Origin of the sequence: Mesorhizobium sp. ESP7-2, assembly GCF_020164715.1 — a bacterium.
In the GTDB taxonomy this organism is placed as follows: domain Bacteria; phylum Pseudomonadota; class Alphaproteobacteria; order Rhizobiales; family Rhizobiaceae; genus Mesorhizobium.
Map to the genome: position 1 here is coordinate 29,144 of NZ_JAIUGQ010000043.1, position 24,437 is coordinate 53,580.

Annotated in this window: 23 protein-coding genes; 12 read left to right on the forward strand and 11 right to left on the reverse strand. The window is 63.8% G+C overall.

Features of this window, described 5'->3' with window-relative positions:
- Positions 1–21: 21 nt before the first annotated feature.
- Positions 22–207 carry a hypothetical protein gene (locus LB543_RS28535; RefSeq protein WP_224616552.1) on the reverse strand — a complete coding sequence of 62 codons (186 nt, stop codon included), beginning with the start codon at positions 205–207 and terminating at the stop codon, positions 22–24.
- A gap of 110 nt (positions 208–317) precedes the next feature.
- Here LB543_RS28535 and gcvA (LB543_RS28540) point away from each other — a divergent pair, with 110 nt between their 5' ends.
- From gcvA (LB543_RS28540) to LB543_RS28580, 9 genes are all read left to right on the forward strand, one after another.
- On the forward strand, positions 318–1,223 hold the full coding sequence (gene gcvA / locus LB543_RS28540) for a transcriptional regulator GcvA (protein ID WP_224616533.1): 906 nt from the start codon (positions 318–320) through the stop codon (positions 1,221–1,223).
- A gap of 235 nt (positions 1,224–1,458) precedes the next feature.
- Positions 1,459–2,769 carry an ABC transporter substrate-binding protein gene (locus tag LB543_RS28545; protein ID WP_224616534.1) on the forward strand — a complete coding sequence of 437 codons (1,311 nt, stop codon included), beginning with the start codon at positions 1,459–1,461 and terminating at the stop codon, positions 2,767–2,769.
- 122 nt (positions 2,770–2,891) lie between these two features.
- On the forward strand, positions 2,892–3,764 hold the full coding sequence (locus tag LB543_RS28550) for a carbohydrate ABC transporter permease (RefSeq protein ID WP_140757325.1): 873 nt from the start codon (positions 2,892–2,894) through the stop codon (positions 3,762–3,764).
- An 11-nt stretch (positions 3,765–3,775) separates the two neighbouring features.
- A complete protein-coding gene (locus tag LB543_RS28555; RefSeq protein WP_224616535.1) occupies positions 3,776–4,600 on the forward strand; it encodes a carbohydrate ABC transporter permease in 825 nt (274 codons plus the stop codon).
- A 50-nt stretch (positions 4,601–4,650) separates the two neighbouring features.
- Complete coding sequence (locus LB543_RS28560) at positions 4,651–5,655, forward strand: ABC transporter ATP-binding protein (protein WP_224616536.1); 1,005 nt, start codon at positions 4,651–4,653, stop codon at positions 5,653–5,655.
- 11 nt (positions 5,656–5,666) lie between these two features.
- Positions 5,667–6,437 carry an L-iditol 2-dehydrogenase gene (locus tag LB543_RS28565; RefSeq protein ID WP_224616537.1) on the forward strand — a complete coding sequence of 257 codons (771 nt, stop codon included), beginning with the start codon at positions 5,667–5,669 and terminating at the stop codon, positions 6,435–6,437.
- A gap of 165 nt (positions 6,438–6,602) precedes the next feature.
- Entirely contained in the window at positions 6,603–8,081 is a 1,479-nt protein-coding gene (locus tag LB543_RS28570) for a mannitol dehydrogenase family protein (protein ID WP_224616538.1), read from the forward strand.
- 15 nt (positions 8,082–8,096) lie between these two features.
- Positions 8,097–8,780 carry an HAD family hydrolase gene (locus LB543_RS28575; protein WP_224616539.1) on the forward strand — a complete coding sequence of 228 codons (684 nt, stop codon included), beginning with the start codon at positions 8,097–8,099 and terminating at the stop codon, positions 8,778–8,780.
- Positions 8,777–10,363, forward strand: a complete 1,587-nt coding sequence (locus LB543_RS28580) for an FGGY-family carbohydrate kinase (RefSeq protein ID WP_224616540.1) — start codon at positions 8,777–8,779, stop codon at positions 10,361–10,363. Before LB543_RS28575 ends, LB543_RS28580 begins: the two co-directional genes overlap by 4 nt.
- A gap of 9 nt (positions 10,364–10,372) precedes the next feature.
- Here LB543_RS28580 and LB543_RS28585 read toward each other — a convergent pair whose 3' ends face one another.
- The 6 genes from LB543_RS28585 to LB543_RS28610 form a co-directional block, all read right to left on the reverse strand.
- The gene (locus LB543_RS28585; RefSeq protein ID WP_224616541.1) at positions 10,373–11,458 is read right to left on the reverse strand and encodes an ABC transporter ATP-binding protein; all 1,086 of its coding nucleotides are present in this window, start codon (positions 11,456–11,458) and stop codon (positions 10,373–10,375) included.
- A 2-nt stretch (positions 11,459–11,460) separates the two neighbouring features.
- Positions 11,461–12,507 (reverse strand): NAD(P)-dependent alcohol dehydrogenase, encoded by a 1,047-nt coding sequence (locus tag LB543_RS28590; RefSeq protein WP_224616542.1) that lies wholly within the window; start codon positions 12,505–12,507, stop codon positions 11,461–11,463.
- Between the two features lie 16 nt (positions 12,508–12,523).
- Positions 12,524–13,336 (reverse strand): carbohydrate ABC transporter permease, encoded by an 813-nt coding sequence (locus LB543_RS28595; RefSeq protein WP_224616543.1) that lies wholly within the window; start codon positions 13,334–13,336, stop codon positions 12,524–12,526.
- On the reverse strand, positions 13,333–14,199 hold the full coding sequence (locus LB543_RS28600) for a carbohydrate ABC transporter permease (protein ID WP_224616544.1): 867 nt from the start codon (positions 14,197–14,199) through the stop codon (positions 13,333–13,335). Before LB543_RS28600 ends, LB543_RS28595 begins: the two co-directional genes overlap by 4 nt.
- Before the next feature lie 138 nt (positions 14,200–14,337).
- Positions 14,338–15,609, reverse strand: coding sequence for an ABC transporter substrate-binding protein (locus LB543_RS28605; RefSeq protein WP_224616545.1), 1,272 nt, complete (start codon positions 15,607–15,609; stop codon positions 14,338–14,340).
- Positions 15,610–15,850: 241 nt separating this feature from the next.
- The gene (locus LB543_RS28610; RefSeq protein ID WP_224616546.1) at positions 15,851–16,768 is read right to left on the reverse strand and encodes an AraC family transcriptional regulator; all 918 of its coding nucleotides are present in this window, start codon (positions 16,766–16,768) and stop codon (positions 15,851–15,853) included.
- Positions 16,769–17,000: 232 nt separating this feature from the next.
- Here LB543_RS28610 and LB543_RS28615 point away from each other — a divergent pair, with 232 nt between their 5' ends.
- Positions 17,001–18,404, forward strand: coding sequence for an MATE family efflux transporter (locus LB543_RS28615; RefSeq protein WP_224616547.1), 1,404 nt, complete (start codon positions 17,001–17,003; stop codon positions 18,402–18,404).
- 43 nt (positions 18,405–18,447) lie between these two features.
- Here the strand turns inward: LB543_RS28615 and LB543_RS28620 are convergent, their stop codons facing one another.
- The 4 genes from LB543_RS28620 to speB form a co-directional block, all read right to left on the reverse strand.
- A complete protein-coding gene (locus LB543_RS28620; RefSeq protein ID WP_224616548.1) occupies positions 18,448–19,095 on the reverse strand; it encodes an amino acid ABC transporter permease in 648 nt (215 codons plus the stop codon).
- A complete protein-coding gene (locus LB543_RS28625) occupies positions 19,092–19,748 on the reverse strand; it encodes an amino acid ABC transporter permease (protein ID WP_140812338.1) in 657 nt (218 codons plus the stop codon). Before LB543_RS28625 ends, LB543_RS28620 begins: the two co-directional genes overlap by 4 nt.
- Positions 19,749–19,754: 6 nt before the next feature.
- Positions 19,755–20,564 (reverse strand): transporter substrate-binding domain-containing protein, encoded by an 810-nt coding sequence (locus tag LB543_RS28630; protein ID WP_224616549.1) that lies wholly within the window; start codon positions 20,562–20,564, stop codon positions 19,755–19,757.
- 83 nt (positions 20,565–20,647) lie between these two features.
- Positions 20,648–21,709: an agmatinase gene (speB, locus tag LB543_RS28635; RefSeq protein ID WP_140812339.1), complete on the reverse strand. Its 1,062-nt coding sequence runs from the start codon at positions 21,707–21,709 to the stop codon at positions 20,648–20,650.
- A gap of 209 nt (positions 21,710–21,918) precedes the next feature.
- Between speB and gcvA (LB543_RS28640) the strand changes: the two genes are divergently transcribed.
- Together gcvA (LB543_RS28640) and pncB are read left to right on the forward strand one after the other, a co-directional pair.
- Positions 21,919–22,890 carry a transcriptional regulator GcvA gene (gene gcvA, locus LB543_RS28640; RefSeq protein ID WP_224616550.1) on the forward strand — a complete coding sequence of 324 codons (972 nt, stop codon included), beginning with the start codon at positions 21,919–21,921 and terminating at the stop codon, positions 22,888–22,890.
- 119 nt (positions 22,891–23,009) lie between these two features.
- Positions 23,010–24,314 (forward strand): nicotinate phosphoribosyltransferase, encoded by a 1,305-nt coding sequence (gene pncB, locus LB543_RS28645; protein WP_224616551.1) that lies wholly within the window; start codon positions 23,010–23,012, stop codon positions 24,312–24,314.
- Positions 24,315–24,437: the final 123 nt, after the last annotated feature.

The window sequence follows — 24,437 nt, forward strand, 5'->3', positions numbered from 1 at the left end:
TTGGCGATAAAGCCAGCAAGGCTATTGATGCCGGCCGAAAGGGTCGTTGCCGTCGAGAAAACCGAGGTCGCGCAGCAGATGCGGCGACAGGTCCCTGATGTCGAGATGCGGCCTTTTTCTAACCGCGAACCAGCCAAATCCGTCCGCGAGCCACGAAATCCAGCGATGATCGGGAGCGGGAGTGCATTTTTGCTGCGCCATGGTCATGATCGTCAACCTTCGTTATCCTGAACCCGAATGACGGGTTGAGCATCAATGTCGGCCTTGCCGGTCGCCTTTGCCAATCGAACGTCGATAACGACCCATAAGGAGGCTTTATGCCTGACCTCAGCGCGCCGCAGGTTTCGCAACTGCCGCCGTTGCAAGCGATCCGGGTGTTCGAGGCGGTGGCGCGGCATCTTTCCTTCACCAAGGCCGCCGGGGAACTCGCCATGACGCAAGCGGCGGTCAGCTATCAGATCAAGGTGCTGGAGGAGCGCGTCGGCGCACCGCTGTTCCTGCGCCGGCCGCGACAGATCGAACTGACCGAAGCGGGCCAGCGCCTGGCGCCGGCTGTCAGCGAGGCCTTTGCCATTCTTGGCCAGGCCTATGCCGCCGCGCGCGGCGGCGCGGAGGGGCTGTTGTGTGTCACCACGGTGCTGACCTTTGCCTCCAACTGGCTGGCGCATCATCTCGGCGCGTTCCAGATCGCGCATCCGTCGCTTGCCGTGCGGCTCGAGACGTCGAGCCGGCTGACGGATTTCGCCCGCGAGGATGTCGATCTCGCCATCCGTTCGGGCGGCGGCAAATGGCCGGGGTTGGAAGCTTACAAGCTGCTCGATGCCGACTTCACGCCGATGCTGAGCCCCAAGCTCGCGGCGAGCATCGGCGGCGTCAACGAACCGGCCGATCTGCTTAAGCTGCCGATCCTCGATCCCAGCGATATCTGGTGGACGCAATGGTTCGAAGCCGCCGGCGTGCACAGTCACGACCTTGCCAAGCGTCCCGGCAGCAGCATGGGCGCCCAGGCCTATGAAGCCAACGCGGCCATATCGGGCCACGGGGTGGCGATCCTGACCAGGGCGCTGTTCAAGGCCGAACTCGCCGACGGCCGGCTGATCCAGCCGTTCGATCTGGTCGGCGACGACGGGCACGCCTACTGGCTGGTCTACCCCGAGGCGCGCCGCAACGTGCCCAAGATCCGCGCCTTCCGCGACTGGCTGCTGGCCGAGATCGCCTGCTGACCGGCAGACAAGCAGACCAAGACCGGCCAAGAAAACCACATATCGTTTGAGAGGCTTTGGGCCCGTCGCCTGGACTCCAGGGGGCGGCAATCCGAGCCCTGTCGCCAATCTCCGTCGCCATTCGCCGGTAGCGTGCTGCGCTGCAGCATCGAATCCGGCTTGACATAATTAAGACTAACTGAGTAATTGCTCACAGCCAAGGCAAATGCTCATCTTGGTTTATGGGAGGAATTTGATGAAACTTCGCACGCTCACCCTGGGCTTGTTGTCCGCCAGCGCGCTTGCGTTCGCCGCACACGCCGAATCCATCACCATCGCCACCGTCAACAATGGCGATATGGTCCGCATGCAGAAGCTGACCGACGACTTCACCAAGGCCAACCCCGACATCCAGCTCAACTGGGTCACGCTCGAAGAGAACGTGCTGCGCGAGCGCGTCACCACCGACATCGCCACCAAGGGCGGCCAGTATGACGTGATGACCATCGGCACCTACGAGGTTCCGATCTGGGCCAAGCAGAGCTGGCTCTTGCCGCTCGACAAGCTCGGCGCCGACTACGACGTCAAGGATATCATCCCGGCCATCGCCGGCGGCCTCTCGGTCGACGGCAAGCTCTATGCCGCGCCCTTCTACGGCGAAAGCTCCTTCGTCATGTACCGCAAGGACCTGATGGAGAAGGCTGGGCTCAAGATGCCCGACGCGCCGACCTGGGACTTCATCAAGCAGGCCGCCGACAAGATGACCGACCGCGCCAACGGCGTGAACGGCGTCTGCCTGCGCGGCAAGGCCGGCTGGGGCGAGAACATGGCCTTCCTGACCGCCATGTCGAACTCGTTCGGCGCCCGCTGGTTCGACATGGACTGGAAGCCGCAGTTCGACCAGCCCGAGTGGAAGAACACGCTGCAATTCTACGTCGATCTGATGAAGGCCGATGGCCCCGAGGGTGCGTCCTCCAACGGCTTCAACGAGAACCTGGCGCTCTTCCAGCAGGGCAAGTGCGGCATGTGGATCGACGCCACCGTCGCGGCGTCCTTCGTTTCCGATCCGAAGGCCTCGCAGGTCGCCGACAAGGTCGGCTATGCCCTGGCGCCGGATAACGGCCTCGGCAAGCGCGGCAACTGGCTGTGGGCCTGGTCGCTGGCCATCCCCGCTGGTACGCAGAAGGCTGATGCGGCCGAGAAGTTCGTGTCGTGGGCAACCAGCAAGCACTATGCGGAGCTCGTCGCGTCGAAGGAAGGCTGGGCCAACGTTCCTCCGGGCACGCGCTCCTCGCTCTACGCCAATCCCGAGTACCAGAAGGCGGCGCCGTTCGCCAAGATGACGCTGGACTCCATCAACGCCGCCGACCCGACGCATCCGACCGTCAAGCCGGTGCCCTATGTCGGCGTGCAGTTCGTCGCCATCCCTGAGTTCCAGGGCCTTGGCACCACCGTCGGCCAGCTCTTCTCGGCGGCTCTCGCCGGTCAGTCGAGCGTCGACGATGCGCTGAAGCAGGCCCAGGACGCCGCGACCGCGACAATGACCGAGGGCGGTTATATCAAGTAAGGCTCCTCCCGGTGCCGAATGCCGGCCGACGACCATGACCGGCAACGGCCGCCCGAAACCCAGTTCGGGCGGCCGCCTTCAACGCCTCTGAAATTCAGTTTGATCCTTGAAGGGTGACCGTCATGGCTACTCAGCAGACCCGTTCGCTTGCCCGCTTCATGATGGCGCCATCCGTGGTGCTGCTGCTGGTCTGGATGGTTGTTCCGCTCGCTCTCACGCTGTGGTTCTCCTTCCAGCAGTACAACCCGCTCAATCCGGTTCGCGATGGCTTCGTCGGCCTCTCGAACTACGCGCTGTTCTATTCCAATCCGGCTTTCCTGCAATCGATCCTCAACACGCTTGTCCTGGTGGTCAGCGTGCTGCTGATCACGGTGATCGGCGGCATCCTGCTGGCGCTGCTCATCGATCAGCCGATGTGGGGCCAAGGGATCGTGCGCATTCTCGTCATTTCGCCGTTCTTCGTCATGCCGCCGGTGGCAGCACTGGTGTGGAAGAACATGATCATGCACCCGCAATATGGCGTCTTCGCCGACATAGCGCGCTTCTTCGGGGCACAACCGATCGACTGGTTCGGGCAGCATCCGATGACGGCGATCATCATCATCGTCGCCTGGCAGTGGCTGCCTTTCGCGACATTGATCCTGCTCACCGCTCTGCAGTCGCTCGACGCCGAGCAGAAGGAAGCCGCCGAAATGGACGGCGCCGGCTTCATCAGCCGCTTCATCTATCTGACGCTGCCGCACATGTCGCGCGCGATCACCGTGGTCATCCTGATCCAGACGATCTTCCTGCTCTCGATCTATGCCGAGATCCTGGTCACCACCAATGGCGGCCCCGGCTACGCCTCCACCAACCTGCCCTTCCTCGTCTACCAGAAGGCGCTGCTGGAGTTCAAAATCGGCCAGGCATCCGCGGGCGGTGTGATCGCCGTCATTCTCGCCAACATCGTCGCCTTCTTCGCCATGCGCGCCGTCGGCAAGAACCTGGACAAGTAAGGGAGGATAAGATGGCACGCGCAGTCACCACCCAGCACAAGACAATCGCGACCGTCGCCGCCTGGATCGTCGCCCTGCTGATCTTCTTCCCGATCCTCTATACGATCATCACCTCGTTCAAGTCGGAGCAGGAAGCGATCCAGGGTTTCAACCTGATCCCGTCCGGAACCTTCGAGAGCTATGCCGAAGTCCAGGCGCAGAGCGGCTATTTCAAGTTCTTCCTGAACTCGGTGCTGCTCTCCGTCGGTTCGACCATCCTGGCGCTCCTGGTCGCCATTCCGGCGGCATGGTCGATGGCGTTTTCGCCGACCAAGCGGACCAAGGACATCCTGATGTGGATGCTGTCCACCAAGATGATGCCGGCGGTCGCCGTGCTGTTTCCGATCTACCTGATTTTCCGCGATCTCGGCCTGCTGGACTCGCGCATCGGCCTGATGGTCATGCTGATGCTGATCAACCTGCCGATCGTGGTGTGGATGCTCTACACCTACTTCCGCGAGATCCCCGGCGAGATCCTGGAAGCGGCCCGCATGGACGGCGCGTCGCTGTGGAACGAGATCATCTACGTGCTGACGCCGATGGCGGTGCCGGGCATCGCCTCGACCATGCTGCTCAACATCATCCTGGCCTGGAACGAGGCGTTCTGGACGATCCGGCTGACCACCACGGACGCAGCCCCGCTCACCGCCTTCATCAGTTCCTTCTCCAGTCCGCAAGGCCTGTTCTGGGCCAAGCTTTCGGCGGCCTCGACGCTGGCCATCGCGCCGATCCTGATCATGGGCTGGTTCAGCCAGAAGCAACTGGTGCGCGGCCTGACCTTTGGTGCGGTGAAGTAACGGAAATTGCCTGAAGCAATCGGCAAAAAACAGCTCTCCGGGAGGAAACCATGGGAAACATCACCCTCAAGAACGTCTCCAAATCCTTTGGATCGACGTCCATCATCCCCGGTCTCGACCTGGTGATCGAGAATGGCGAGTTCGTCGTCTTCGTCGGCCCGTCGGGCTGCGGCAAGTCGACATTGCTGCGGCTGATCGCCGGGCTGGAGGACACCAGCGGCGGCACCATCAACATCGATGGCCGTGACGTCACCGGCGAGGCGCCGGCCAAGCGCAAGCTCGCCATGGTGTTCCAGTCCTATGCGCTCTACCCGCATATGACCGTGGCCAAGAACATCGCCTTCCCGCTGAAGATGGCGGGCGAGGACCAGGCGACCATCGATAGGAAGGTGAAGGACGCGGCGCGCGTGCTGAACCTCACCAACTATCTCGAACGCCGTCCCGGCCAGCTCTCCGGCGGCCAGCGCCAGCGCGTCGCCATCGGCCGCGCCATCGTGCGCCAGCCCTCGGCCTTCCTGTTCGACGAACCGCTGTCCAACCTCGACGCCGCACTGCGCGGCACCATGCGGCTCGAAATCAGCGAACTGCACCATCAGCTCAAGACGACGATGATCTACGTCACCCACGACCAGGTCGAGGCCATGACCATGGCCGACAAGATCGTCGTGCTCAACGCCGGCAACATCGAGCAGGTCGGCTCGCCGATGGAGCTCTACAAGACGCCGCGCAACCTGTTCGTCGCCGGTTTCATCGGCTCGCCGAAGATGAACCTGATCGAGGGCGCGCCGGCTGACAAATACCGCGCCAAGACGATCGGCATCCGGCCCGAACATATGCAGATCTCGACGACAGCTGGCGACTGGAAGGCGACGGTCGGCGTTGCCGAGCATCTGGGGTCCGACACGTTCCTGCACGTTCAAGCCGATGGCGTCGGGCCGCTGACGGTGCGCGCCGACGGCGAACTCAGCGTCCGCCATGGCGACACCATCTATCTCACGCCCGACAAGGCCAAGTTGCATCGCTTCGGCGCTGACGGAAAAGCGATGGCCCAGTGAAGGATGCGACGGTGAGGCTGCAAGGTAAATCGGCGCTGATCACGGGATCGGCGCGTGGCATCGGCAGAGCCTTCGCCGAAGCCTATGTGCGCGAGGGCGCCACGGTGGCGATTGCCGATATCAATCTCGACGCAGCGCGCAAGACCGCGGCTGAAATCGGCGACCATGCCTATGCGCTAAAGCTTGACGTCACCGACCAGGCATCCATCGATGCCGCGGTCAAGGCGGTGGAGAGCAGGACCGGCGGTCTCGATATCCTGATCAACAACGCCGCTCTGTTCGACCTAGCGCCGATCGTGGAGATCTCTCGGGCAAGCTACGAAAAGCTGTTCTCCGTCAATGTCGCCGGTACGCTGTTCATGCTGCAGGCAGCAAGCCGCTCGATGATCGCGCGCGGCAAGGGCGGCAGGATCATCAACATGGCGAGCCAGGCCGGGCGTCGCGGCGAGCCGCTGGTCGCGGTGTACTGCGCCACCAAGGCCGCCGTCATCTCGCTGACCCAGTCGGCCGGGCTCGACCTGATCAAGCACCGCATCAACGTCAACGGCATCGCGCCCGGCGTCGTCGACAGCGACATGTGGGACGAGGTCGATGCCTTGTTCGCCAAATACGAGAACCGGCCGAAGGGCGAAAAGAAACGGCTGGTCGGTGAGGGTGTGCCGTATGGCCGCATGGGCAGGCCGGAAGACCTCGCCGGCATGGCCGTGTTCCTCGCCAGCGACGAGGCCGAATACATCGTCGCCCAGACCTACAATGTCGATGGCGGCCAATGGATGAGTTGAAAGGGATGAATTGAGGGGGAAGGCGCTTTTCTCTTTTCCTCCGGAGAAGGCGCCGCGGGGGCGGGTGAGGGGCAGCATACTGGAAAACCAGCTGCGGCCCCTCACCCTCGCCCTCCCGAAGGAGGCGAAACAGTCGGGCTGCAAATCGGCCAAAGGGTAAAGCAGATGACCGTGAAACTCTCTTCCTCCAGCCTCGCCAGCCTTCCGTCCAAGGTCACAGGGCCGAACTATGACCGGTCGGCGCTGAAAGCCGGCATCGTGCATTTCGGCGTCGGCAATTTTCACCGCTCGCATCAGGCCGTCTATCTCGACGACCTGTTCGGTCAGGGCATCGGCCATGATTGGGCGCTGGTCGGCGCCGGCGTCTTCGACGGCGAGAAGATCGGCCGCGGCAAGCTAGAGGAGCAGGACTGGCTGACCACCGTGGTCGAGCAGGACGAAGGCCACATGAGTGCCCGCGTCACCGGCGCGATGATCGATTTCCTGATGCCGGGCGACGCAGCCGTCATCATCGACCGGCTTGCCGACCCGGCGATCAGGATCGTATCGCTGACCATCACCGAAGGCGGCTATTTCATCGACCCGGCCTCCGGCGTCTTCAATCCGACCCATCCCGACATCGTCGCCGACGCGCAGCCGGGCGCCACACCAAAGACAGTGTTCGGCATCATCCTGGCTGGACTGGTGCGCCGCCGCCAGGATGGCATCGTGCCGTTCACGGTCATGTCCTGCGACAACATTCCCCACAACGGCCATGTCACGTCGGATGGTGTGATCGGGCTCGCCCGCCTGATCGACGAGGACCTGGCGAGTTGGGTCGGCGACCACGTCGCCTTCCCGAACGCCATGGTCGACCGCATCACGCCGGCGACCAGCGACCGAGAGCGCAGGATCCTCGCCGACGATTTCGGCCTCGAGGACAATTGGCCGGTGTTTTGCGAGCCGTTCCGGCAATGGGTGCTGGAAGATCATTTCACCGATGGGCGCCCACCGCTGGAAAAGGTCGGCGTGCAGTTCGTCAGGGATGTCGCCCCTTACGAGCTGATGAAGATCCGCATCCTCAATGGCGGCCACGCCACCATCGCCTATCCGGCCGGGCTGATGGACATCCACTTCGTCCATGAGGCGATGCAGGAACCGCTGGTGCGCGGCTTCCTCGACAAGCTCGAACATGACGAGATCATCCCGACCGTGCCGCCGGTGCCGGACACGGTGCTGGAAGACTATTACCAGCTCATCGAGAAACGCTTCTCCAATCCCAAGATCGGCGACACGGTGCGCCGCCTCTGCCTCGACGGCTCCAACCGCCAGCCGAAATTTATCATCCCGACCATCGCCGATCGGCTGAAGGCGGGCAAAGGCGTTGCCGGTCTGGCGCTGGAATCGGCGCTGTGGTGTCGCTACTGCTTCGGCACGACGGACAGCGGAGCGGTCATCGAGCCCAACGACCCGAGCTGGGACCGGCTGCAGGCAACGGCAAAAGCGGCAAAGGACGCGCCCGCCGCCTGGCTTGCGATGGACGATATTTACGGCGATGTCGGCCGCGCGACCGCCTTCGTCGAGGCTTTCGCCCACGCGCTCAACGCGCTCTGGGCTAATGGCACGCGCGCCACGCTGACGCGCTACCTCGCCGGCAAGCTCTGAGAGCCAGCCGGCACCATGACGCCTGAACTGGTCATCTTCGACTGCGACGGCGTGCTGGTCGACAGCGAGGCGCTCTCGGTCTCGGCGCTGCTCGGCATGATCGAACTTGCTGGCGGCAGTCTCAGTGAAGACGCCGCCTACGAGCATTTCCTCGGCAGGAGCATGAAGAGCGTGCGCGAGATCCTTGGCCGCGACTTCGGCCTGGAGATCACCGATCAGCATCTCACCGCCATGCGCGTCGACCTCATGCGAAAGTTCCATGAGGAGCTGAAACCGATCCCTGGCGTCAAGCAGATGCTGCCGAAGCTCGGCCTGCCCTACTGCGTCGCCTCTTCCGGCACGCTGGAACGGATTCGTTACGCGCTCGACGTCACCGGCCTGCTCACGCTGATGGAGCCGCATCTGTTCAGCGCCGCCATGGTTGCCAGGGGCAAGCCGGCACCGGACCTTTTCCTCCACGCGGCTGTCGCCATGCGGGCGCAACCGCGAAACTGCCTCGTCATCGAGGACAGCCCGACCGGTGTCGCTGCGGCGCGCGCGGCCGACATGCGTGTCTTCGCCTTCACTGGCGGCGCGCACGCCGGCAATCCGGGATTGAAAGCGCGGCTTGCGTCGACCGAACCGGACTTTATATTCGCTGACATGCTGCAATTGCCCGATCTGATTGCAGACCTGGGAGCGAGAGTTAGAGCATCTTGACGAAACAGTTTGTCTGCGCGGTCGATGTCGGCACCGGGAGCGCTCGCGCGGGCATTCTCGACGCCAGTGGCACCTTGCTGGGCCGTGCCGAGCGGCCGATCGCCATGAACCAGCCGAAGCCCGATCATGCCGAGCATGATTCACGCGATATCTGGTCCGCTGTCTGCGCCGCCGTGCGTGCCGCGCGGGAAAAGGCCGGCGTCGCCGCCGAGGATGTCGCCGGTATCTCCTTCGATGCCACCTGTTCGCTGCTCGTGCGTGACAGGCAAGGCGGCCAGCTCAGTGTGTCGACCACCGGCGACAAGCGCTGGGACACCATTGTCTGGCTCGATCACCGCGCCATTGCAGAGGCCGACGAATGCACGGCCAGCGGCCACGAGGTGCTCAATTACATCGGCGGCGTCATGTCGCCCGAGATGGCGACGCCGAAGCTGATGTGGCTGAAGCGCAATCTGCCCGGCACGTGGAATGAAGCCGGCTATTTATTCGACCTGGCAGATTTCTTGACCTGGCAGGCAACGGGCTCGCTGGCCCGCTCGCAATGCACGCTGACTGCGAAATGGACTTATCTCGCGCACCAGGAAACCGCGTGGCAACGCGATTTCTTCGAACTCGTCGGCCTCGACGATCTTTTCGAGCACGGCAATCTACCCGAAAAAGCAAGCCCGGTTGGTGCTGATATCGGCCCGTTGACGGCCCGGGCAGCGGCAGAACTCGGCCTGACCGAAAACTGCCGCGTCGGCGCGGGCGTCATCGATGCCTATGCCGGCGCGCTTGGCGTGCTCGGCGGCTTTGCCGGCGACGACCGGAATATCGGCCGCCATCTGGCGCTGATCGCCGGCACATCGAGCTGCGTCATGGCGATGTCGCCCGACCCGCAGCCTTTCGCCGGCGTCTGGGGCCCCTACTATGGCGCCGCACTGCCGAAGCTCTGGCTGTCGGAGGGCGGCCAGTCGGCGACCGGGGCGCTGCTCGACCACATCATCCGCTGGCACGGCGCCGGCGGCGAGCCAAACGCCGCCATGCATGCCAGGATCGCCGCGCGCGTCGCCGAACTGCGCGCCGCCGAGGGCGATAACCTTGCCCCCAGGTTGCACGTGCTGCCGGATTTCCACGGCAACCGCTCGCCGCTCGCCGACCCGCATGCCGTTGGCGTCGTCAGCGGGCTGACGCTGGATTCGTCCTTCGACAGCCTGTGCAAACTCTACTGGCGCACCGCCGTCGGCATCGCGCTCGGTGTGCGCCATGTGCTGGAGGCGCTGAACGAGAATGGCTATCTGATCGATACGCTGCATGTCACTGGCGGCCATACCAAGAACCCGCTCTTGATGGAGCTCTACGCCGACGCCACCGGCTGCACGGTGGTCGAGCCGTTGGCCGACGAAGCGGTGCTGCTCGGTACCGGCATGGTGGCGGCGACCGCGGCCGGGATTTTCCGCGATCTCAACGCCGCCTGCCTCGCCATGCAGCAGGGCGGCAGGACACGCGCCGCCAACCCGGCCGCTAGCGGCCGCTTCGATCGCGACTACCGGATTTTCCTCGAAATGCATCGGCAGCGGCAGATGCTCGACGCGATCCGGTAGACTTTTGCGCTATTGCTTGCGCAGGGACGCGCCCGATGTTGCGTCGAACAGGTGGATCGCCTCCTCCTCGAACATATAGCGGACGGGAGCATGCAGCACCGGGCAGTCGCGCGCCGGAACCAGTGCGCTGATCTCCTTGCCGCCGGAGCCAAATGTCACCAGCGCGTCATTGCCGTGGAATTCGATGAGATCGGCAGTGCCTTGCAATAGGCCGGTCGCGCCCGCACTGGCTGTCTTCAGGTCCGGGGGCCGGATGCCCAGCACGGCGCGATCGCCCGGCTGGAGATGAAAGCCCGCCCCGTCTATCGAAAGTACCGTTCCGGCGCCGGTCAGCGTCCAGCCGTTCCCGGCCCGGCCGACCGTCACTTCGACAAAATTCATGTTCGGCGTGCCGATGAAGCCGGCCACGAACATATTGCCCGGCCGCCCATAGATTTCCGCCGGCGAGCCGATTTGCTCGATGATGCCATCCTTGAGCAGCACGATACGGTCGGCGAGCGTCATCGCCTCAAGCTGGTCATGGGTGACATAGACGGTGGTGGTCTTGAGCGACTGGTGCAGCCGCGCGATCTCGACGCGCATATGGTTGCGCAATTTGGCGTCGAGATTGGACAAGGGCTCGTCGAACAGGAACACCTTGGGCGTCTTGATCATGGCCCGGGCGATCGCCACGCGCTGCTGCTGGCCGCCGGAGAGCTCGGCCGGCTTGCGGCCGAGATAGGGGTCCAGCCCCAGCGTCCTCGACACCGCTTCGACCCGCTTGCGGATTTCCGGCGCCGGCACCTTCTGGCGCCGCAGCCCGAAGGCGATGTTGTCGAAGATGCTCATATGCGGATAGAGCGCGTAGTTCTGGAACACCATGGCGATGCCGCGATCGCCCGGATCGAGGTCGTTGACCACCTTGCCGCCGATCGATACCTCGCCGCCGCTAATGTCCTCCAGCCCCGCCAGCATCCTGAGCAAGGTCGACTTGCCGCAGCCGGACGGGCCGAGGAACACGACGAATTCGTGCTCCTCGATCGAGAGATTGAGATCGCGGATCACCGTGGTGGCGCCATAGGCCTTGTCGACATGGGAGCAAACGATCGCGGACATGGTCAGCCCTTTTCGTCGGTCAGCAGGATCTGCAGCTTGACGTCTTGCGGGTTGCCTTCGGCCGCCCGTTCGAACGCCTTGATGCTGTCGGCGAAATCATAGGTACCGGTGATCAGCGGCTTGAGGTCGACCTTGCCGGAGGCAATGAGCTGCAGGGCGCGGTCGAAGATGTTGGCATAGCGGAACACCGTCTCGATGCGGACTTCCTTCGAGATCGCCGCCGGCACATTGAGGGCAACCGGCTCCACCGGCAGCCCGACCAGCACCACCGCGCCGCCCGGGCGCACGACGTCGAACAGATCGGCGAAAGCCTTGGGGCTGCCGCTCGCCTCGAAGACGATGTCGGCACCCCAATTGTCGGTCGCGGCCGCGACGGCATCGACCAGCGACTGCTCGCCAATATTGACCGGCACGATGCCGGCATATTGTGCGGCGATCTTCAGTTTGGGCGCGGAAAAATCGGAAATCAGCACTTTCGAACAACCGCCGGCAAGGGCGGCAAGCGCGATCATGATGCCGATCGGGCCGCAACCAACGACGACGGCGACATCGCCCGGGACGATGCGGGCACGGCTAGCCGCCTGCATGCCGATGGCGAAGGGCTCGACCATCGCGCCCTCGGCGAAGGAGACATTGTCCGGCAGCTTGTAGGTGAAAGCGGCCGGGTGCACGGCATAGGGAGCAAGGATGCCATGCACAGGCGGTGTCGCCCAGAAAGTGACGTCGGGGTCGACATTGTAGATGCCGAGCTTCGTCGCGCGCGACGACAGGTTCGGTACGCCTGGTTCCATGCAGACGCGGTCGCCGACCTTCAGGCTGGTGACATTGGCGCCGACCTCGACGATTGTGCCGGCGGCCTCGTGGCCGAGCACCATCGGTGCCCGCACGACATAGCTGCCGATGGCGCCATGCGTGTAATAGTGAACGTCGCTGCCGCAGACGCCGACCGTGTGGATGCCGATCCTGACGTCGTCCGGCCCGACATCAAGCGGCAACGCGATCTCGCGCAGCGAGAGTTCGCCTTTTTTCTCAAGCACCAGAGCCCGCATCGGGTAAGTCCTCACTTCAAGTCTTTTTTTGCCGGAAAACGGAATTCAGGAAGCCGCTCAGCACGCCGAGAAAAAGCAGCGGCGGCAGCGACAGCAGCACGACCGAGGCGTTGAGAATGCCCCATGGCACGTTCATGCCTTGCTGGGAGAGTTCGGAGGCGACGATAGGCAAGGTCTTGGCGTTGGAGCTCGACAGCATCAGGGCGATCAGGAATTCGTTCCAGACCAGCACGAAGCTGAAGGCAACCGCGCCGATCAGCGAGCGCGCAGCCACGGGCAGCGCGATCCGCCAGAACACCGAATAGGCGCCGTAGCCGTCGACGAAGGCGGCTTCCTCGATCTCCTTCGGCACTGCCTGGAAAGCGGGGATGGCGAGCCACATGATCACCGAGATGGTGAGCAGCGAATAGGTGACGATCAACGCCGGCAACGTGTCGTAGAGGCCGAGCTGCAGCCAGATCACCATAAGCGGAATGGCCACCGCCACCGGCGGCAGGAAGCGCAGCGACAGCACGAAGAACTGGATGTCGCCGGCCCAGCGGTTGGGGTAGCGCGCCACCGCGTAGGCCGCCGGCAGGCCGAGCACGACGCCGATCAGCACGGCCGTGCCACAAGCGACGACCGAATTGTAGAGCCCGGTGATGACGCTGTCGCGACCAAGTATGTAGCTGATATTGGCAAGCGTCGGCGTGAACACCAGGCGGGGAACGCGGGTGATGATGTCGACGCTGTTCTTCAGCGAGTTGAGCGCCGTCCACAGCAGCGGGAACACGGCGAGAAAACCGGCGAAGGCAAGGACGGCCTTGGCGATGATGCGGCCGGGCCTCATGCCTGCACCCGCTTCCACAGCATGGTGAAGGTGATGACGGTGGCGATCATCATCAGCACAGCCATGGCCGAGGCGTAGGAGACCTTGCCGGATTCGATGAAGCCTTGCGAGAAGGCGTACATGTCGAGCGTTTCGGTCGCGACCCCCGGCCCGCCGCGGGTCATCACATAGATCAGGTCGAAGGAGCGCAGCGACTCGATCATCTTGACGAACATCAGGCTGATCAGCGGCGCCTTCAGCATCGGCAAGGTGACATAGGCATGGATCTGCCAGCGCCTGGCGTGGTCGAGCCGGGCCGCCTCGATCGGCTGCGGCGGCAAGGTCTCCAGCAGCTTCAGCACGATGACGGCGAAGAACAGGCCCCACTGCCAGACATCGACCGAAGCGACCGCGAACAAAGCCGTCGACGGCTTGGAAAGCGGGTCGAAAATCAGCCCGCCGGTCAGCAGCCGGTATGGGTAGGTGGCGATGCCGTAGAGCGGATGATAGGCGAATTTCCACACGAAAGCCGCCGAGACGCGCGGCAGCAGCACCGGAATGATGAACAGCAGGCAATAAAGGTTACGCAGACGCGGCGAGGCGACCTCGAACATCAGCACGCCAAGTCCGATCGCGACGACCATCGTGGCGACGACGGTGACGACCTCCCACTTCACCGACACCCAGACGGCGTTGAGGAACCGGCGGTCGGAGAACAGGTCGATAAAATTCGAGAACCAGACCCAGGAATAGCCCGTCGAGCTCAACTCGCGGTTCTGCAGGGCGATGATGATCGCGTAGAGCGTCGGCACCATCGACAGGATCAGCAGAATGACCAGCGTCGGCACGACGAAGGTGACCGGCAGGGATGAACGTCGAGGCATTGGTCTCAGGCCTTGCTGTGTCTCTGATATCTGGACGTCACGCACCCTCGCGCGCGGGAAAGGGCGGGCCCTCCTGCGACGCACAGGTTCCCGCATTCCCAGGAATGCCGCGAACCGTGCGCCGCAAGAGGGACGTGCCTATTTCTTCACCAGCCCGTTGGCATAGGCCTCGAGCTCGTTGAGGCTGCCCTTGACGTCGGTGCGTGTGCCGGCAATCAGTTCCTCGAGGATGATGCCCCAGCGATCGCCGAGGTCCGGCCAGCGCGGATCCTGCCAGAAGTTGACCGCGGTGACCTTGCCGGTATCGGCAAGCGCCTGGCCGAGATCGGCGCCGTAGGTGTCGGCGAATTCCTTGCTGGACAGGATGCTGGTGCGGTTCAACTCGCCGAACTGATGGGCGTCGAGCCGGCGCTTCTCGTTTTCCTTCGAGGTTGCCCAGGCGATGAACAGGCCGGCGCACTTCTTCGAGGCGTCGTCGGCATTGGCTTTCGCAGCGATGGCGAGGCCATGGCCGTAACCGCCGCCGGTCAGCGGCGAGGGCGGCGGCAGGAAGCCGATCTTGCCGACCACTTGCGAGGTCTTCGGGTCGACCGCCATGCCCGAAAGCGGCGTCGATTCGACCAGGATCGCGACCTGGCCCGACAGGAAGGCGCCGGTCGATTCGTCCCAGCTGCCGGTCTGCGTGCCGGGTGCTGAATCCTTGAACAGCTTCAGATAGGTCTCGGTTGCCTTGACGGCGGCGTCCGAGTTGAAGGCCGGCCTGTCGCCGTCGAACCACTTGCCGCCATAGGCCTTGAAGAACGGCATCCAGCGCCAGACATTGGCGCCCGAGCCGCGCGCGCCGCGCAGCGCGATGCCGTACATGCCCTTGTCGGCGTTGGTCAGCTTCGGCACGTCGGCGATCAGCTCGTCAAGCGTCTTGGGAGGCTGGATGCCGGCGGCCTCCAGCACGTCCTTGCGGTAGACCATCAGGTCGCCGCCGCCGGTCAGCGGCGCGAACCAGACCTTGCCGTCATAGGTGGCGACCTTCTGGCGGCCCGGATCGAAGTCGGCATAGTCATAGTCAGCCGGATAATAATCGGTCAGCGGCACGATCCACTTCGACGAGGCGAAAAGCGCGACATTCGCTTCATCGACATAGTAGACGTTGTAGTTGCCGACGGTGGACGCGTCGGCGCGCGACTTGGCGCGGCGGTCGTTCTCGTTCAGATAATCGATCTTGAAGCTCGCGCCGGAGAGCTTCTCGAACTCGGCCTTGGAGTCTTCCAGAAGCGTCAGGCCGTCGCGTGGCTGCGCCAGCACCTTGACCGGTGCCGAGCAGACCGGCGCCTGCGCCAGGGCTAGGGTTGAAACGGTAGCGGAAAGCACGAAAGCTGCGCCAAGGCTGGCAGCGAGCCGAACTGGTTTCATGATTTTTTCTCCTCCAGGAATACGTCGCAGGCAGCGCAGGTCCTCGGGTTGCGCGATCCTCACCATCGCCCGAACGACATGCCACCCGTCGCCAAAATGCGCAGTTGCGTGGGGCGACGCTAGAAGCCCCGTTGCAGCAGACATGTACTTTTATGCATTGTGCAGCGCAAAAACCGGCATGCCCGTACGGAGCACGTCACACGAGTATCGATCGGGTCCAAAACGGTGATTCAGGAAGCGCTTATGCGCGCATCGCCAGACGCTGCCGCGACAGCTTGCGATAGGATGACGGCGTCATCTTGTGCTTGCGCAGGAAGGCGCGGTTGAAGTTGGAGATGTTCATGTAGCCGACCTGGAAACAGATGTCGGTGATCGGGATATCGGTGTCGGCCAGGAGCTTGCACGCCTGCCAGAGCCTGAGCTTGGCAAGATGGTCGCTGAAGGCATTGCCGGTGTTCTTCTGGAAGAACCGCGAGAAGGTGCTTTCGCTCATGCCGGCCAGCTCGGCCACGTCAGGCAGCTTCAGGTCTTCGGCGAAATGCTGGAACAGATAGGTCAGCGTGCGCTGGACGATGTCGAGCGAGGCGGCGTCGAGAACCGGCTGGAAGTCCGGCGATGACAGAAGCTCATACTCGTCGGTCCGGGCCAGCAGATCCACCAGTTCGAGGAACAGGCAGAACCGGGCCAACCCTTGCACCGTGCCCATCCGCTCCATGAGCGCGGCACCGTCGAGAGCCGCCCGGCCATGGAAGACGATGCCGCGCAGCGACCGCTCCAGGAACGGCTCCAGTTCGCGCAGTTCGGGCAGCATGTCAGCCGACCCACGCAGCCGCTCGGGATCGAATTGCAGCACGATGTCGCGGCCCTCGATCAGCTCATCGGGCCGTACCGCGGTGACCCAGTCATGCGGCAGGCCGCCGCCGACGATGGTGAGGTAGCCCGGCCCGAACTCGCCGATATGGTCGCCGACCAGCACGACGCCGGAGGATTTCCTGAGTAGATGGATCTCGTATTCCGGGTGGAAGTTCCAGACATTGCGCTCCCAGGGATAGTCGTCCAGCCGCCACAGGAAACTGTCGCTCGCCTCGGTGACGATATGCTCGAAGGAAGGCGCCGTGCGCGGGATCGCGGCCGTGTTCTTTCTGCGTCTGAACGCCATCCTGCCTCCCATATTCGCCGGTTGTCGATGTCTGATCCGTAGCAGTCCCCGGCCGGCAAGGGAACGAGGAAGGCTCCCGCGCAATGGCGCTGGCTCAATCTGTTCCGGCGCCTCCTCCCTTGCCTTCATGTCGCATTTCGTTCAATAGACGGCGCAAACGGCGCCATTTTGTGCCATTGCTGTGCGGCTTCCGGGTGTGGCCCGACGCGCCGTGTTCTGAAAGAGCAGGACAATGTCTGCGATCGAAGCCGGCGCTCGCGCGCCGGAAAATCTTTGGCGTCGGGAAATCAGGGCGACGCTGGCGCTGGCCTGGCCCATGGTGCTGACCAATCTCGGCCAGACCGCGATGACCGCCACCGACGTCATGATGATGGGACGCCTCGGCGCGGACACGCTGGCCAGCGGCGCGCTTGGCGCCAATCTTTATTTCATGCCGCTGATCTTCGGCCTCGGCCTGATGCTGGCGACCTCGCCGATGATCGCCACCGAGCTAGGCCGCCGCCGCCATTCCGTGCGCGATCTGCGCCGCACCGTGCGCCAGGGCCTGTGGCTGGCGATCCTGATCGCGATCCCGATCTGGCTCGTGCTTTGGCACGGCGAGGCCATTCTGCTCGCCATGGGCCAGGAGCCCGCGTTGGCGCGTCAGGCCGGCATCTATCTGCGTTGGCTGGAATGGGCGGTGCTGCCCTTCTACGGCTATATCGTGCTGCGGTCGTTCATCTCGGCGCTGGAGCGGCCGGGCTGGGCGCTGATCATCGTTTTCGTCGCCGTCGCCTGCAACGCTTTTTTCAACTGGCTGTTCATGTTCGGCAATCTCGGTGTTCCGGCCATGGGAATCGCAGGCTCCGGTCTTGCCACCACGCTGTCCAGCACACTGATGTTCGTCGGCATGGCCGTCGTGGTGATGCTGGAGAAGAAATTCCGGCGCTACCATCTGTTCGGCCGCTTCTGGCGTTCCGACTGGCCGCGCTTCAAGGGACTGCTGCGGCTCGGCCTGCCGATCGCCGGCATCCTGGCCTTCGAGGTGACGATCTTCAATGCCGCGGCACTCCTGATGGGCCTGATCGACGCCGATTCGCTGGCCGCGCACGCGATCGCCATCCAGATCGCCTCGATCTCCTTCATGGTGCCGCTCGGCCTCAACCAGGCGGTGACGGTGCGGGTCGGGCTCGCGCATGGCGCGGGCAACCCCGAGGGCGTGTCGCGTGCCGGCTGGACCGCCTTCGTCATGGGCGTCTCGTTCATGGCGCTGATGGGCCTGGTGATGGTGCTTTGGCCCCATCTCCTGATCAGCGCCTTCATCGATCTGGGCAATCCCGCCAATGCCAGGGTGATCGCGCTTGCCGTGTCGTTCCTGGTCTTTGCCGCCCTGTTCCAGGTCTTCGACGGCGCGCAGGCGGTTGCCTCCGGCATGCTGCGCGGCCTGCACGACACCAAGGTGCCGATGATCTATGCCGCCATCGGCTACTGGGGCGTCGGCCTGCCGCTCGGCGTGCTGCTCGCCTTCCATTTCGGCTTCCATGGCGTCGGCATCTGGATCGGCCTGTCCAGCGGGCTGGCCGTGGTGGCGGCCCTGCTTCTGGCCCGCTGGCTGCGGCGGGATCGGATCGCGCCGTCGCTGGCCTTCGGGCATTGAAAAACACGGCCGCCGGTAGCCTGGTGGCCGTCCTTGTTGGCTGTCAGTGGCCCGGCACCCGCTTCTCCAGCCGCCGCGCATACTGCGTCAGCGGAAAGCACATGACGAAGAAGATCAGCGCCACCAGCCCATAGACCTTGAACGGTTCGAAGGTCGCGTTGTTGATGGCATTCGAAGTCCGCACCAATTCCTCGAAGCCGATGATCGAGGTCAGCGCCGTCGACTTGATCAGCTGGACCAGGAAGCCGACGGTCGGCGCGCGGGTGATCGCGAACGCCTGCGGCAGGATGATCAGCCGCAGCTCCTGCAGATAGTGCAGGCCGAGGCTGGCGCCCGCGTCCCATTGGCCGCGCGGTAGCGCGTCGACCCCGCTGCGCCAGATCTCGGCGAGATAGGCGCTGGCGAAGAAGGTCAGGCCGAGCACCGCGGCCGTCCAGGGCTCGATGCGCAGGCCGAGCATCGGCAGGCCGAAGAACATCAGGAAAAGCTGCATCAGGAGCGGCGTCCCCTGGAACAGGGCGATGTAGCCGGAGGCAAGACGCCGGCTCCATTTATTCTTGGCGATCCTGAAGAACAGCACCGCCATCCCGACCAGCGCGCCGCCGACGAAGGCGGCCAGCGACAAAAGCACCGTCCAGCGGGCGGCAAGCAGAAGGTTGCGCACGATGTCCCAGAGCGTGAACTCGATCATGACACGCCAGCCCCGAGCGCGCGGCGCCCGCCTGTAACCAGCAGCCGCCGCAAGGCCATCGACATCAAGAGATAGACCAGCGTCACGACGAAATAGGTCTCGAAAGAGCGAAAAGTGCGCGCCTGCAGCATGTCGGCCTCATAGGTCAGTTCGCGCACCGCGATCTGCGACACCACGGCGGATTCCAGCATCATGATGACGATCTGGCTGGTCAGCGCGGGATAGATGATCTTGAGCGCCTGCGGCAGCACGATCTTGATGAACACTTGGCGTGGCCGCAGTCCAAGCGCCAGGGCCGCCTCCGTCTGCCCGTTCGGCACCGCGTCGAGCCCGGCGCCGACGATCTCGATGGTGTAGGCTGCCATGTTGAGCGTCATCGCCAGCATGGCGGCCAGGATCGGGTCGAGCCTGATGCCGAGGCTCGGCAGGCCGAAGAAGATGAAGAACAGCTGCACCAGGAACGGCGTGTTGCGCATCACCTCGACATACCAGGCGATGGCCCGGCGCAGCAGCGCGGGGCCGTTTCGCCGCCCAGCGGCGCCGAGGATGCTGAGCAGCGTTCCCGCCAGCGTGGTGACGGCGATCAAAAGGATCGTCGTCGCCGCGCCGTGCGCGATGTCGCCCACGGCACCTGGCAGCCAGCCGAAGGCCACGGCAACTCAATCCTTGAGGTTGTCGGGGTTGAGCGGCGTCTTCAGCCAGGCCTTCGAGCTTTCGTCGAGCTTGCCGTCGGCCAACATCTTGGCGACGGCATCGTTGACCGCCTTCTTCAGGCCGTCCTCATTCTTGTTGAGGCCGATATGCGAAGGCGAGGTCAGAAGCTGGAACTTCTGCTCCGGCTTGAGCACATCCTGCTTGGCCAGCACCTGGGCGCCGACGTCGTTGCCGACGACCATCAGCTGGGTCTGGCCGGAAATAAAGGCCTGGATCACCGAGTTGTAGTTGTCGAAGCGCTTGATGTCGGCCGACGCTGGTGCCGCCTCGGTCAGCGAGGTGTCTTCCAGAGTGCCGCGATTGACGGCGATCGACTTGCCGGCGAGGTCTTCCTTGCCTTTGACCGACATCGCTGCCGGACCGATCACCGCGATGTAGTAGGGCGCGTAGGCTGCGGCGAAGTCGATGACCTGCTCGCGCTCCTTGGAGTAACCGACGCTCATCAGGATGTCGACTCGGTGGTCGTTGAGGTAGGGGATGCGGTTCTGGCCGGTGACGGCGATCGGATTGAGCTTCACCTTGAGCGTGTCGGCGATGTACTGCGCGACGTCCATGTCATAGCCCTTGAGGCTCATATCGGCGCTGGCCGAGGAGAAGGGCGGGAAATCGGCGAAGACGCCGACATTGATGGTGCCGGCCTTGGTGATATCGGCCAGTGCGTCGGCCTTGGCAGCCTGTGTGGCGACGCCGAGACCTGCCGCGCCCAGGACCAGGACGGCGGCGATGGATGATTTGAATGTCGAGCGGATTGTCATTGTCATTCCCCTTCTGGAAGCTTTTTGTTTGTTTGGGTCGGCCGCCGGCTCCAGCGCGGCGGCCGCCTTTGCTTTTCTGAACGTCAGGCGCCCTTGCCGGTCACGGCCGGGCTGAACACCATCAGGCTCAGGATTTCGAACAGCACCTGGGCGCCGGCATGCGCGGTGTTGGTGGTCGCGTCATATTGCGGCGCCACCTCGACGACGTCGCCGCCGACGATGTTGAGGCCTTTTAGGCCGCGCAGCAATTCAAGCACCTCGCGCGTCGTCAGCCCGCCGACTTCCGGCGTGCCGGTGCCCGGCGCGAAGGCCGGATCGACGCTGTCGATGTCGAAGGACACATAGGTCGGGCCGTCACCAACTATTCTGCGCGCTTTCTCGATGATGGCGGGAATGCCGAGCCCGGTCACCTCTTCGGCATGGACCACCGTCATCCCGGATTCGTAGGTGAACTCCCACAGATACTCGGCCGCGCCGCGGATGCCGATCTGGATGGTGCGCGTCGGATCGAGCACGCCATCGAGCACGGCGTTGCGGAACGGGCCACCGTGGTGGAATTTGGTCAGGTCGAACAGGCCGCTTGTGTCGCAGTGGGCGTCGATATGGATCAGCCCGACCGGCGCCTTCTTGCCGACCGCTTTCAGGATCGGGTGCGTGATCGAGTGGTCGCCGCCGACCGACAGCGGGATGACGCCGGCGTCGACGATCTGATTGATGCGGCGTTCGATGTCTTCATGGCTGGTCTCCAGCCGGTAACGGCTCTGGAACGGAACGTCGCCGATGTCGGCCACCCTGAGCTCATGCGTCGGCGCGCATTCCAGCACATGGTTGTAGGGGCCGATGCGCTCGATGGCCCGCAATGCGCGCGGCCCGAAGCGCGAGCCCGGCCGGTTAGTGACGCCGAGATCCATCGGCACGCCAATAATCGCCACCTGCAGATCGCCGAAGTCCGGATTGTCCGCCGCGATTTCACGGTAGGGCGCGGTGAGGAAGGTCGGGATGCCGGAATAGGGCGCCAGCCGCGTGCCGCTCTTGGAGAAGATCTTGTCCGCGACCTTGCGGAATTTCGGGTCGAACATCTCGCCGCCATGGCTCTCGCCATATTTGCGACGCAACGCGTCGAGCTTGCCGCGATCGTATCCCATATCCGCTTCTCCTCAGCCGATGCAGCGTTGCAATTGGTGACCTCGGGCGAGCCGACCGTCATCCGGCCGGGCTGCTGTCCCGCTGGCTGTCTGCAAATTCAGGTCTTCATGTTGTCTTGGGGCAAAGTCTCCGGCAGCCGCTTTGAAAAAGCAATTGATATTGTTAGGGTGGTTTCTGTGAGAAAATCTCACAATGAAGCCGAGCATCCATGGCCAAGCGCTTGCCACCTCTCAACCCGCTGCGCGCCTTCGAGGCCACGGCGCGCCATGCCTCGCTGACCAAGGCGGCGAGTGAGCTGAATGTCACGCATGGCGCCGTCAGCCACCAGATCAAGGCGCTGGAACAATCGCTTGGCGTCAAGCTGTTCGAGCGGGTCGGCCAGCGGGTCAAGCTGACCCCACATGGCGCCGAACTTTTGCCGGCGGTATCGGTCGCGTTCGACGGCATAGCCGCCGCCACGCAGCGGCTGACGCGGCCGGCAAGCAGCGGCGCGCTGTCGGTGTCCTGCGTGCCGGCGCTGCTGCTTTTGTGGATGACGCCGAGGCTCGGCAGCTTCACCGCGCAATATCCCGATATCCAGCTGACGCTCATTCCCTCCAACGACCCCAGGGATATCCGGGCGCCGCATATCGATGTCTGCGTGCACTATGGCGATGGCAGCTGGGCCGATTGCTGGATGCGCAAATGGTCGGGCCTGGAGCTGTTCCCGGTGGTCAGCCCGACGCTGATCAACAACCGGCCGATCCGCAACGTTCGCGACCTCGCCGAGCATGTCCTGCTGCACGGTGACGATGGCCGCGAGTGGCACACCTGGCTGGCCGCCGCCGACGCGCTGGACCTCGAGCGCGGCCGGCGCCATCATCTCGGCGACGCGCGCATGACGGCGGAAGCCGCCGTCCATGGCCATGGCGTGGCGCTGGGCGATTCCGTCACGGCAAGCGCGCTGCTCGCCAGGGGCATGCTGGTCGCGCCGTTCAGCCTGTCGGTGCCGGCGGTCGATGATTTCTATGTCGTTTGCCGCAACGAAATGCGGGCGACGCCGATCGTGCAGGTGTTTATCGACTGGCTGTTCGCCGAGAAGGCCGGGGATGACAGCCGCGCCGACGCTCCGGTGGCGGGCCGCCTCGTCATCCGCCGCAAACGTCCCGCGCTCAAGGTGATGGGCGGCAAACCCTCGTAGCCGCACGCAGGACTTTCTTTTTGTCGGGCCAGCCTGAAAGCAAGCAGCGTTTTGGTCAATTCGATGCTATGAGGCCTGTCGCTATTGTGGTGGCAGGGCAGCGAAGGCGGTAACGAGACATGGCCAAGACCGATATTGCGCGGCGCGTCTATAACCACACCTGGAAGCTCGACCCGATCGTGCGCAGCCTGCTCGACACCGACTTCTACAAGCTTTTGATGCTGCAGATGATCTGGGGCATGTACCCCAAGGTCGATGCCACTTTTTCCCTGATCAACCGGACCACCTCGGTGCGGCTGGCCGACGAGATCGACGAAGGCGAGTTGCGCGAACAGCTCGACCATGCCCGCACGCTACGCTTCTCCAAGAAGGAGATGATCTGGCTGGGCGGCAACAATTTCTACGGCCGCAAGCAGATTTTCGAGCCGGAGTTCCTCGCCTGGCTGGAAGGTTTTCGGCTGCCGGAATACGAGCTGTCGAAGCGCGACGGCCAGTATGAGCTGACCTTCAGCGGCCCCTGGATGTACACGACGCTGTGGGAAATCCCGGCGCTTGCCATCATCAACGAATTGCGCTCGCGCGCCGCTTTGCGATCGTTCGGGCCCTTCGCGCTCGATGTGCTCTATGCTCGCGCCAAGGCCAAGATGTGGGCCAAGACCGAACGGCTGAAGGCGCTGCCCGGCATCCGCATTTCCGATTTCGGCACTCGCCGGCGCCATTCCTTCCTGTGGCAGCGCTGGTGCGTGGAGGCACTCAAGGAAGGCGTAGGCGAGGCGTTCACCGGCACCTCCAATGTGCTGCTGGCCATGGACAATGACCTCGAAGCGCTCGGCACCAACGCGCATGAATTGCCGATGGTGTTCGCGGCACTGGCCAATTCGGAAAAAGAGCTGAAGCAGTCGCCCTACAAGGTGCTGCAGGACTGGCAGCGCTACTATGGCGGCAATCTGCTGATCGTGCTGCCCGACGCCTTCGGTACCGCTTCGTTCCTGCGCGACGCGCCGGACTGGGTCGCCGACTGGACCGGCTTCCGTCCCGACAGCGCGCCGCCCATCGAGGGCGGCGAAAAAATCCTGTCCTGGTGGCGCGAAAAGGGCAAGGACCCCAGGCAGAAGCTGCTGATCTTCTCAGACGGGCTCGAGGTCGAAACCATCGAGGAGACCTACCGCCACTTCAAGGGCAAGGTGCGCATGTCCTTCGGCTGGGGCACCAACCTGACCAATGATTTCGAAGGCTGCGCGCCGACCGAGACCAACAGCCTCGACGCCATATCGCTGGTCTGCAAGGTCACCGAGGCCAATGGAAGGCCGGCGGTCAAGCTTTCCGACAACCCGGCCAAGGCGACCGGCGATCTCAAGGAGATCGAGCGGTATTTGAGGATTTTCGGGCAGAAGGATCGCGTGGAGCAACTGGTCAAGGTTTGAGGGATGGGCTCGCGGGATGGAAAACCTGGATAGGTCGAGTTCCGTCGCGCCCCCCTCTGTCCTGCCGGACATCTCCCCCACTTGGGGGGACATTGGCAGTTCGCTCGATCGGCGCCAGTCCTT

What these genes read in the sequence shown, in the direction of transcription:
- LB543_RS28535 (WP_224616552.1), bottom strand. Translation starts at nt 207, where the DNA reads ATGACCATGGCGCAGCAAAAATGCACTCCCGCTCCCGATCATCGCTGG.
- gcvA (WP_224616533.1), top strand. Translation starts at nt 318, where the DNA reads ATGCCTGACCTCAGCGCGCCGCAGGTTTCGCAACTGCCGCCGTTGCAA.
- LB543_RS28545 (WP_224616534.1), top strand. Translation starts at nt 1,459, where the DNA reads ATGAAACTTCGCACGCTCACCCTGGGCTTGTTGTCCGCCAGCGCGCTT.
- LB543_RS28550 (WP_140757325.1), top strand. Translation starts at nt 2,892, where the DNA reads ATGGCTACTCAGCAGACCCGTTCGCTTGCCCGCTTCATGATGGCGCCA.
- LB543_RS28555 (WP_224616535.1), top strand. Translation starts at nt 3,776, where the DNA reads ATGGCACGCGCAGTCACCACCCAGCACAAGACAATCGCGACCGTCGCC.
- LB543_RS28560 (WP_224616536.1), top strand. Translation starts at nt 4,651, where the DNA reads ATGGGAAACATCACCCTCAAGAACGTCTCCAAATCCTTTGGATCGACG.
- LB543_RS28570 (WP_224616538.1), top strand. Translation starts at nt 6,603, where the DNA reads ATGACCGTGAAACTCTCTTCCTCCAGCCTCGCCAGCCTTCCGTCCAAG.
- LB543_RS28575 (WP_224616539.1), top strand. Translation starts at nt 8,097, where the DNA reads ATGACGCCTGAACTGGTCATCTTCGACTGCGACGGCGTGCTGGTCGAC.
- LB543_RS28585 (WP_224616541.1), bottom strand. Translation starts at nt 11,458, where the DNA reads ATGTCCGCGATCGTTTGCTCCCATGTCGACAAGGCCTATGGCGCCACC.
- LB543_RS28590 (WP_224616542.1), bottom strand. Translation starts at nt 12,507, where the DNA reads ATGCGGGCTCTGGTGCTTGAGAAAAAAGGCGAACTCTCGCTGCGCGAG.
- LB543_RS28595 (WP_224616543.1), bottom strand. Translation starts at nt 13,336, where the DNA reads ATGAGGCCCGGCCGCATCATCGCCAAGGCCGTCCTTGCCTTCGCCGGT.
- LB543_RS28600 (WP_224616544.1), bottom strand. Translation starts at nt 14,199, where the DNA reads ATGCCTCGACGTTCATCCCTGCCGGTCACCTTCGTCGTGCCGACGCTG.
- LB543_RS28605 (WP_224616545.1), bottom strand. Translation starts at nt 15,609, where the DNA reads ATGAAACCAGTTCGGCTCGCTGCCAGCCTTGGCGCAGCTTTCGTGCTT.
- LB543_RS28610 (WP_224616546.1), bottom strand. Translation starts at nt 16,768, where the DNA reads ATGGCGTTCAGACGCAGAAAGAACACGGCCGCGATCCCGCGCACGGCG.
- LB543_RS28615 (WP_224616547.1), top strand. Translation starts at nt 17,001, where the DNA reads ATGTCTGCGATCGAAGCCGGCGCTCGCGCGCCGGAAAATCTTTGGCGT.
- LB543_RS28620 (WP_224616548.1), bottom strand. Translation starts at nt 19,095, where the DNA reads ATGATCGAGTTCACGCTCTGGGACATCGTGCGCAACCTTCTGCTTGCC.
- LB543_RS28630 (WP_224616549.1), bottom strand. Translation starts at nt 20,564, where the DNA reads ATGACAATCCGCTCGACATTCAAATCATCCATCGCCGCCGTCCTGGTC.
- speB (WP_140812339.1), bottom strand. Translation starts at nt 21,709, where the DNA reads ATGGGATACGATCGCGGCAAGCTCGACGCGTTGCGTCGCAAATATGGC.
- gcvA (WP_224616550.1), top strand. Translation starts at nt 21,919, where the DNA reads ATGGCCAAGCGCTTGCCACCTCTCAACCCGCTGCGCGCCTTCGAGGCC.
- pncB (WP_224616551.1), top strand. Translation starts at nt 23,010, where the DNA reads ATGGCCAAGACCGATATTGCGCGGCGCGTCTATAACCACACCTGGAAG.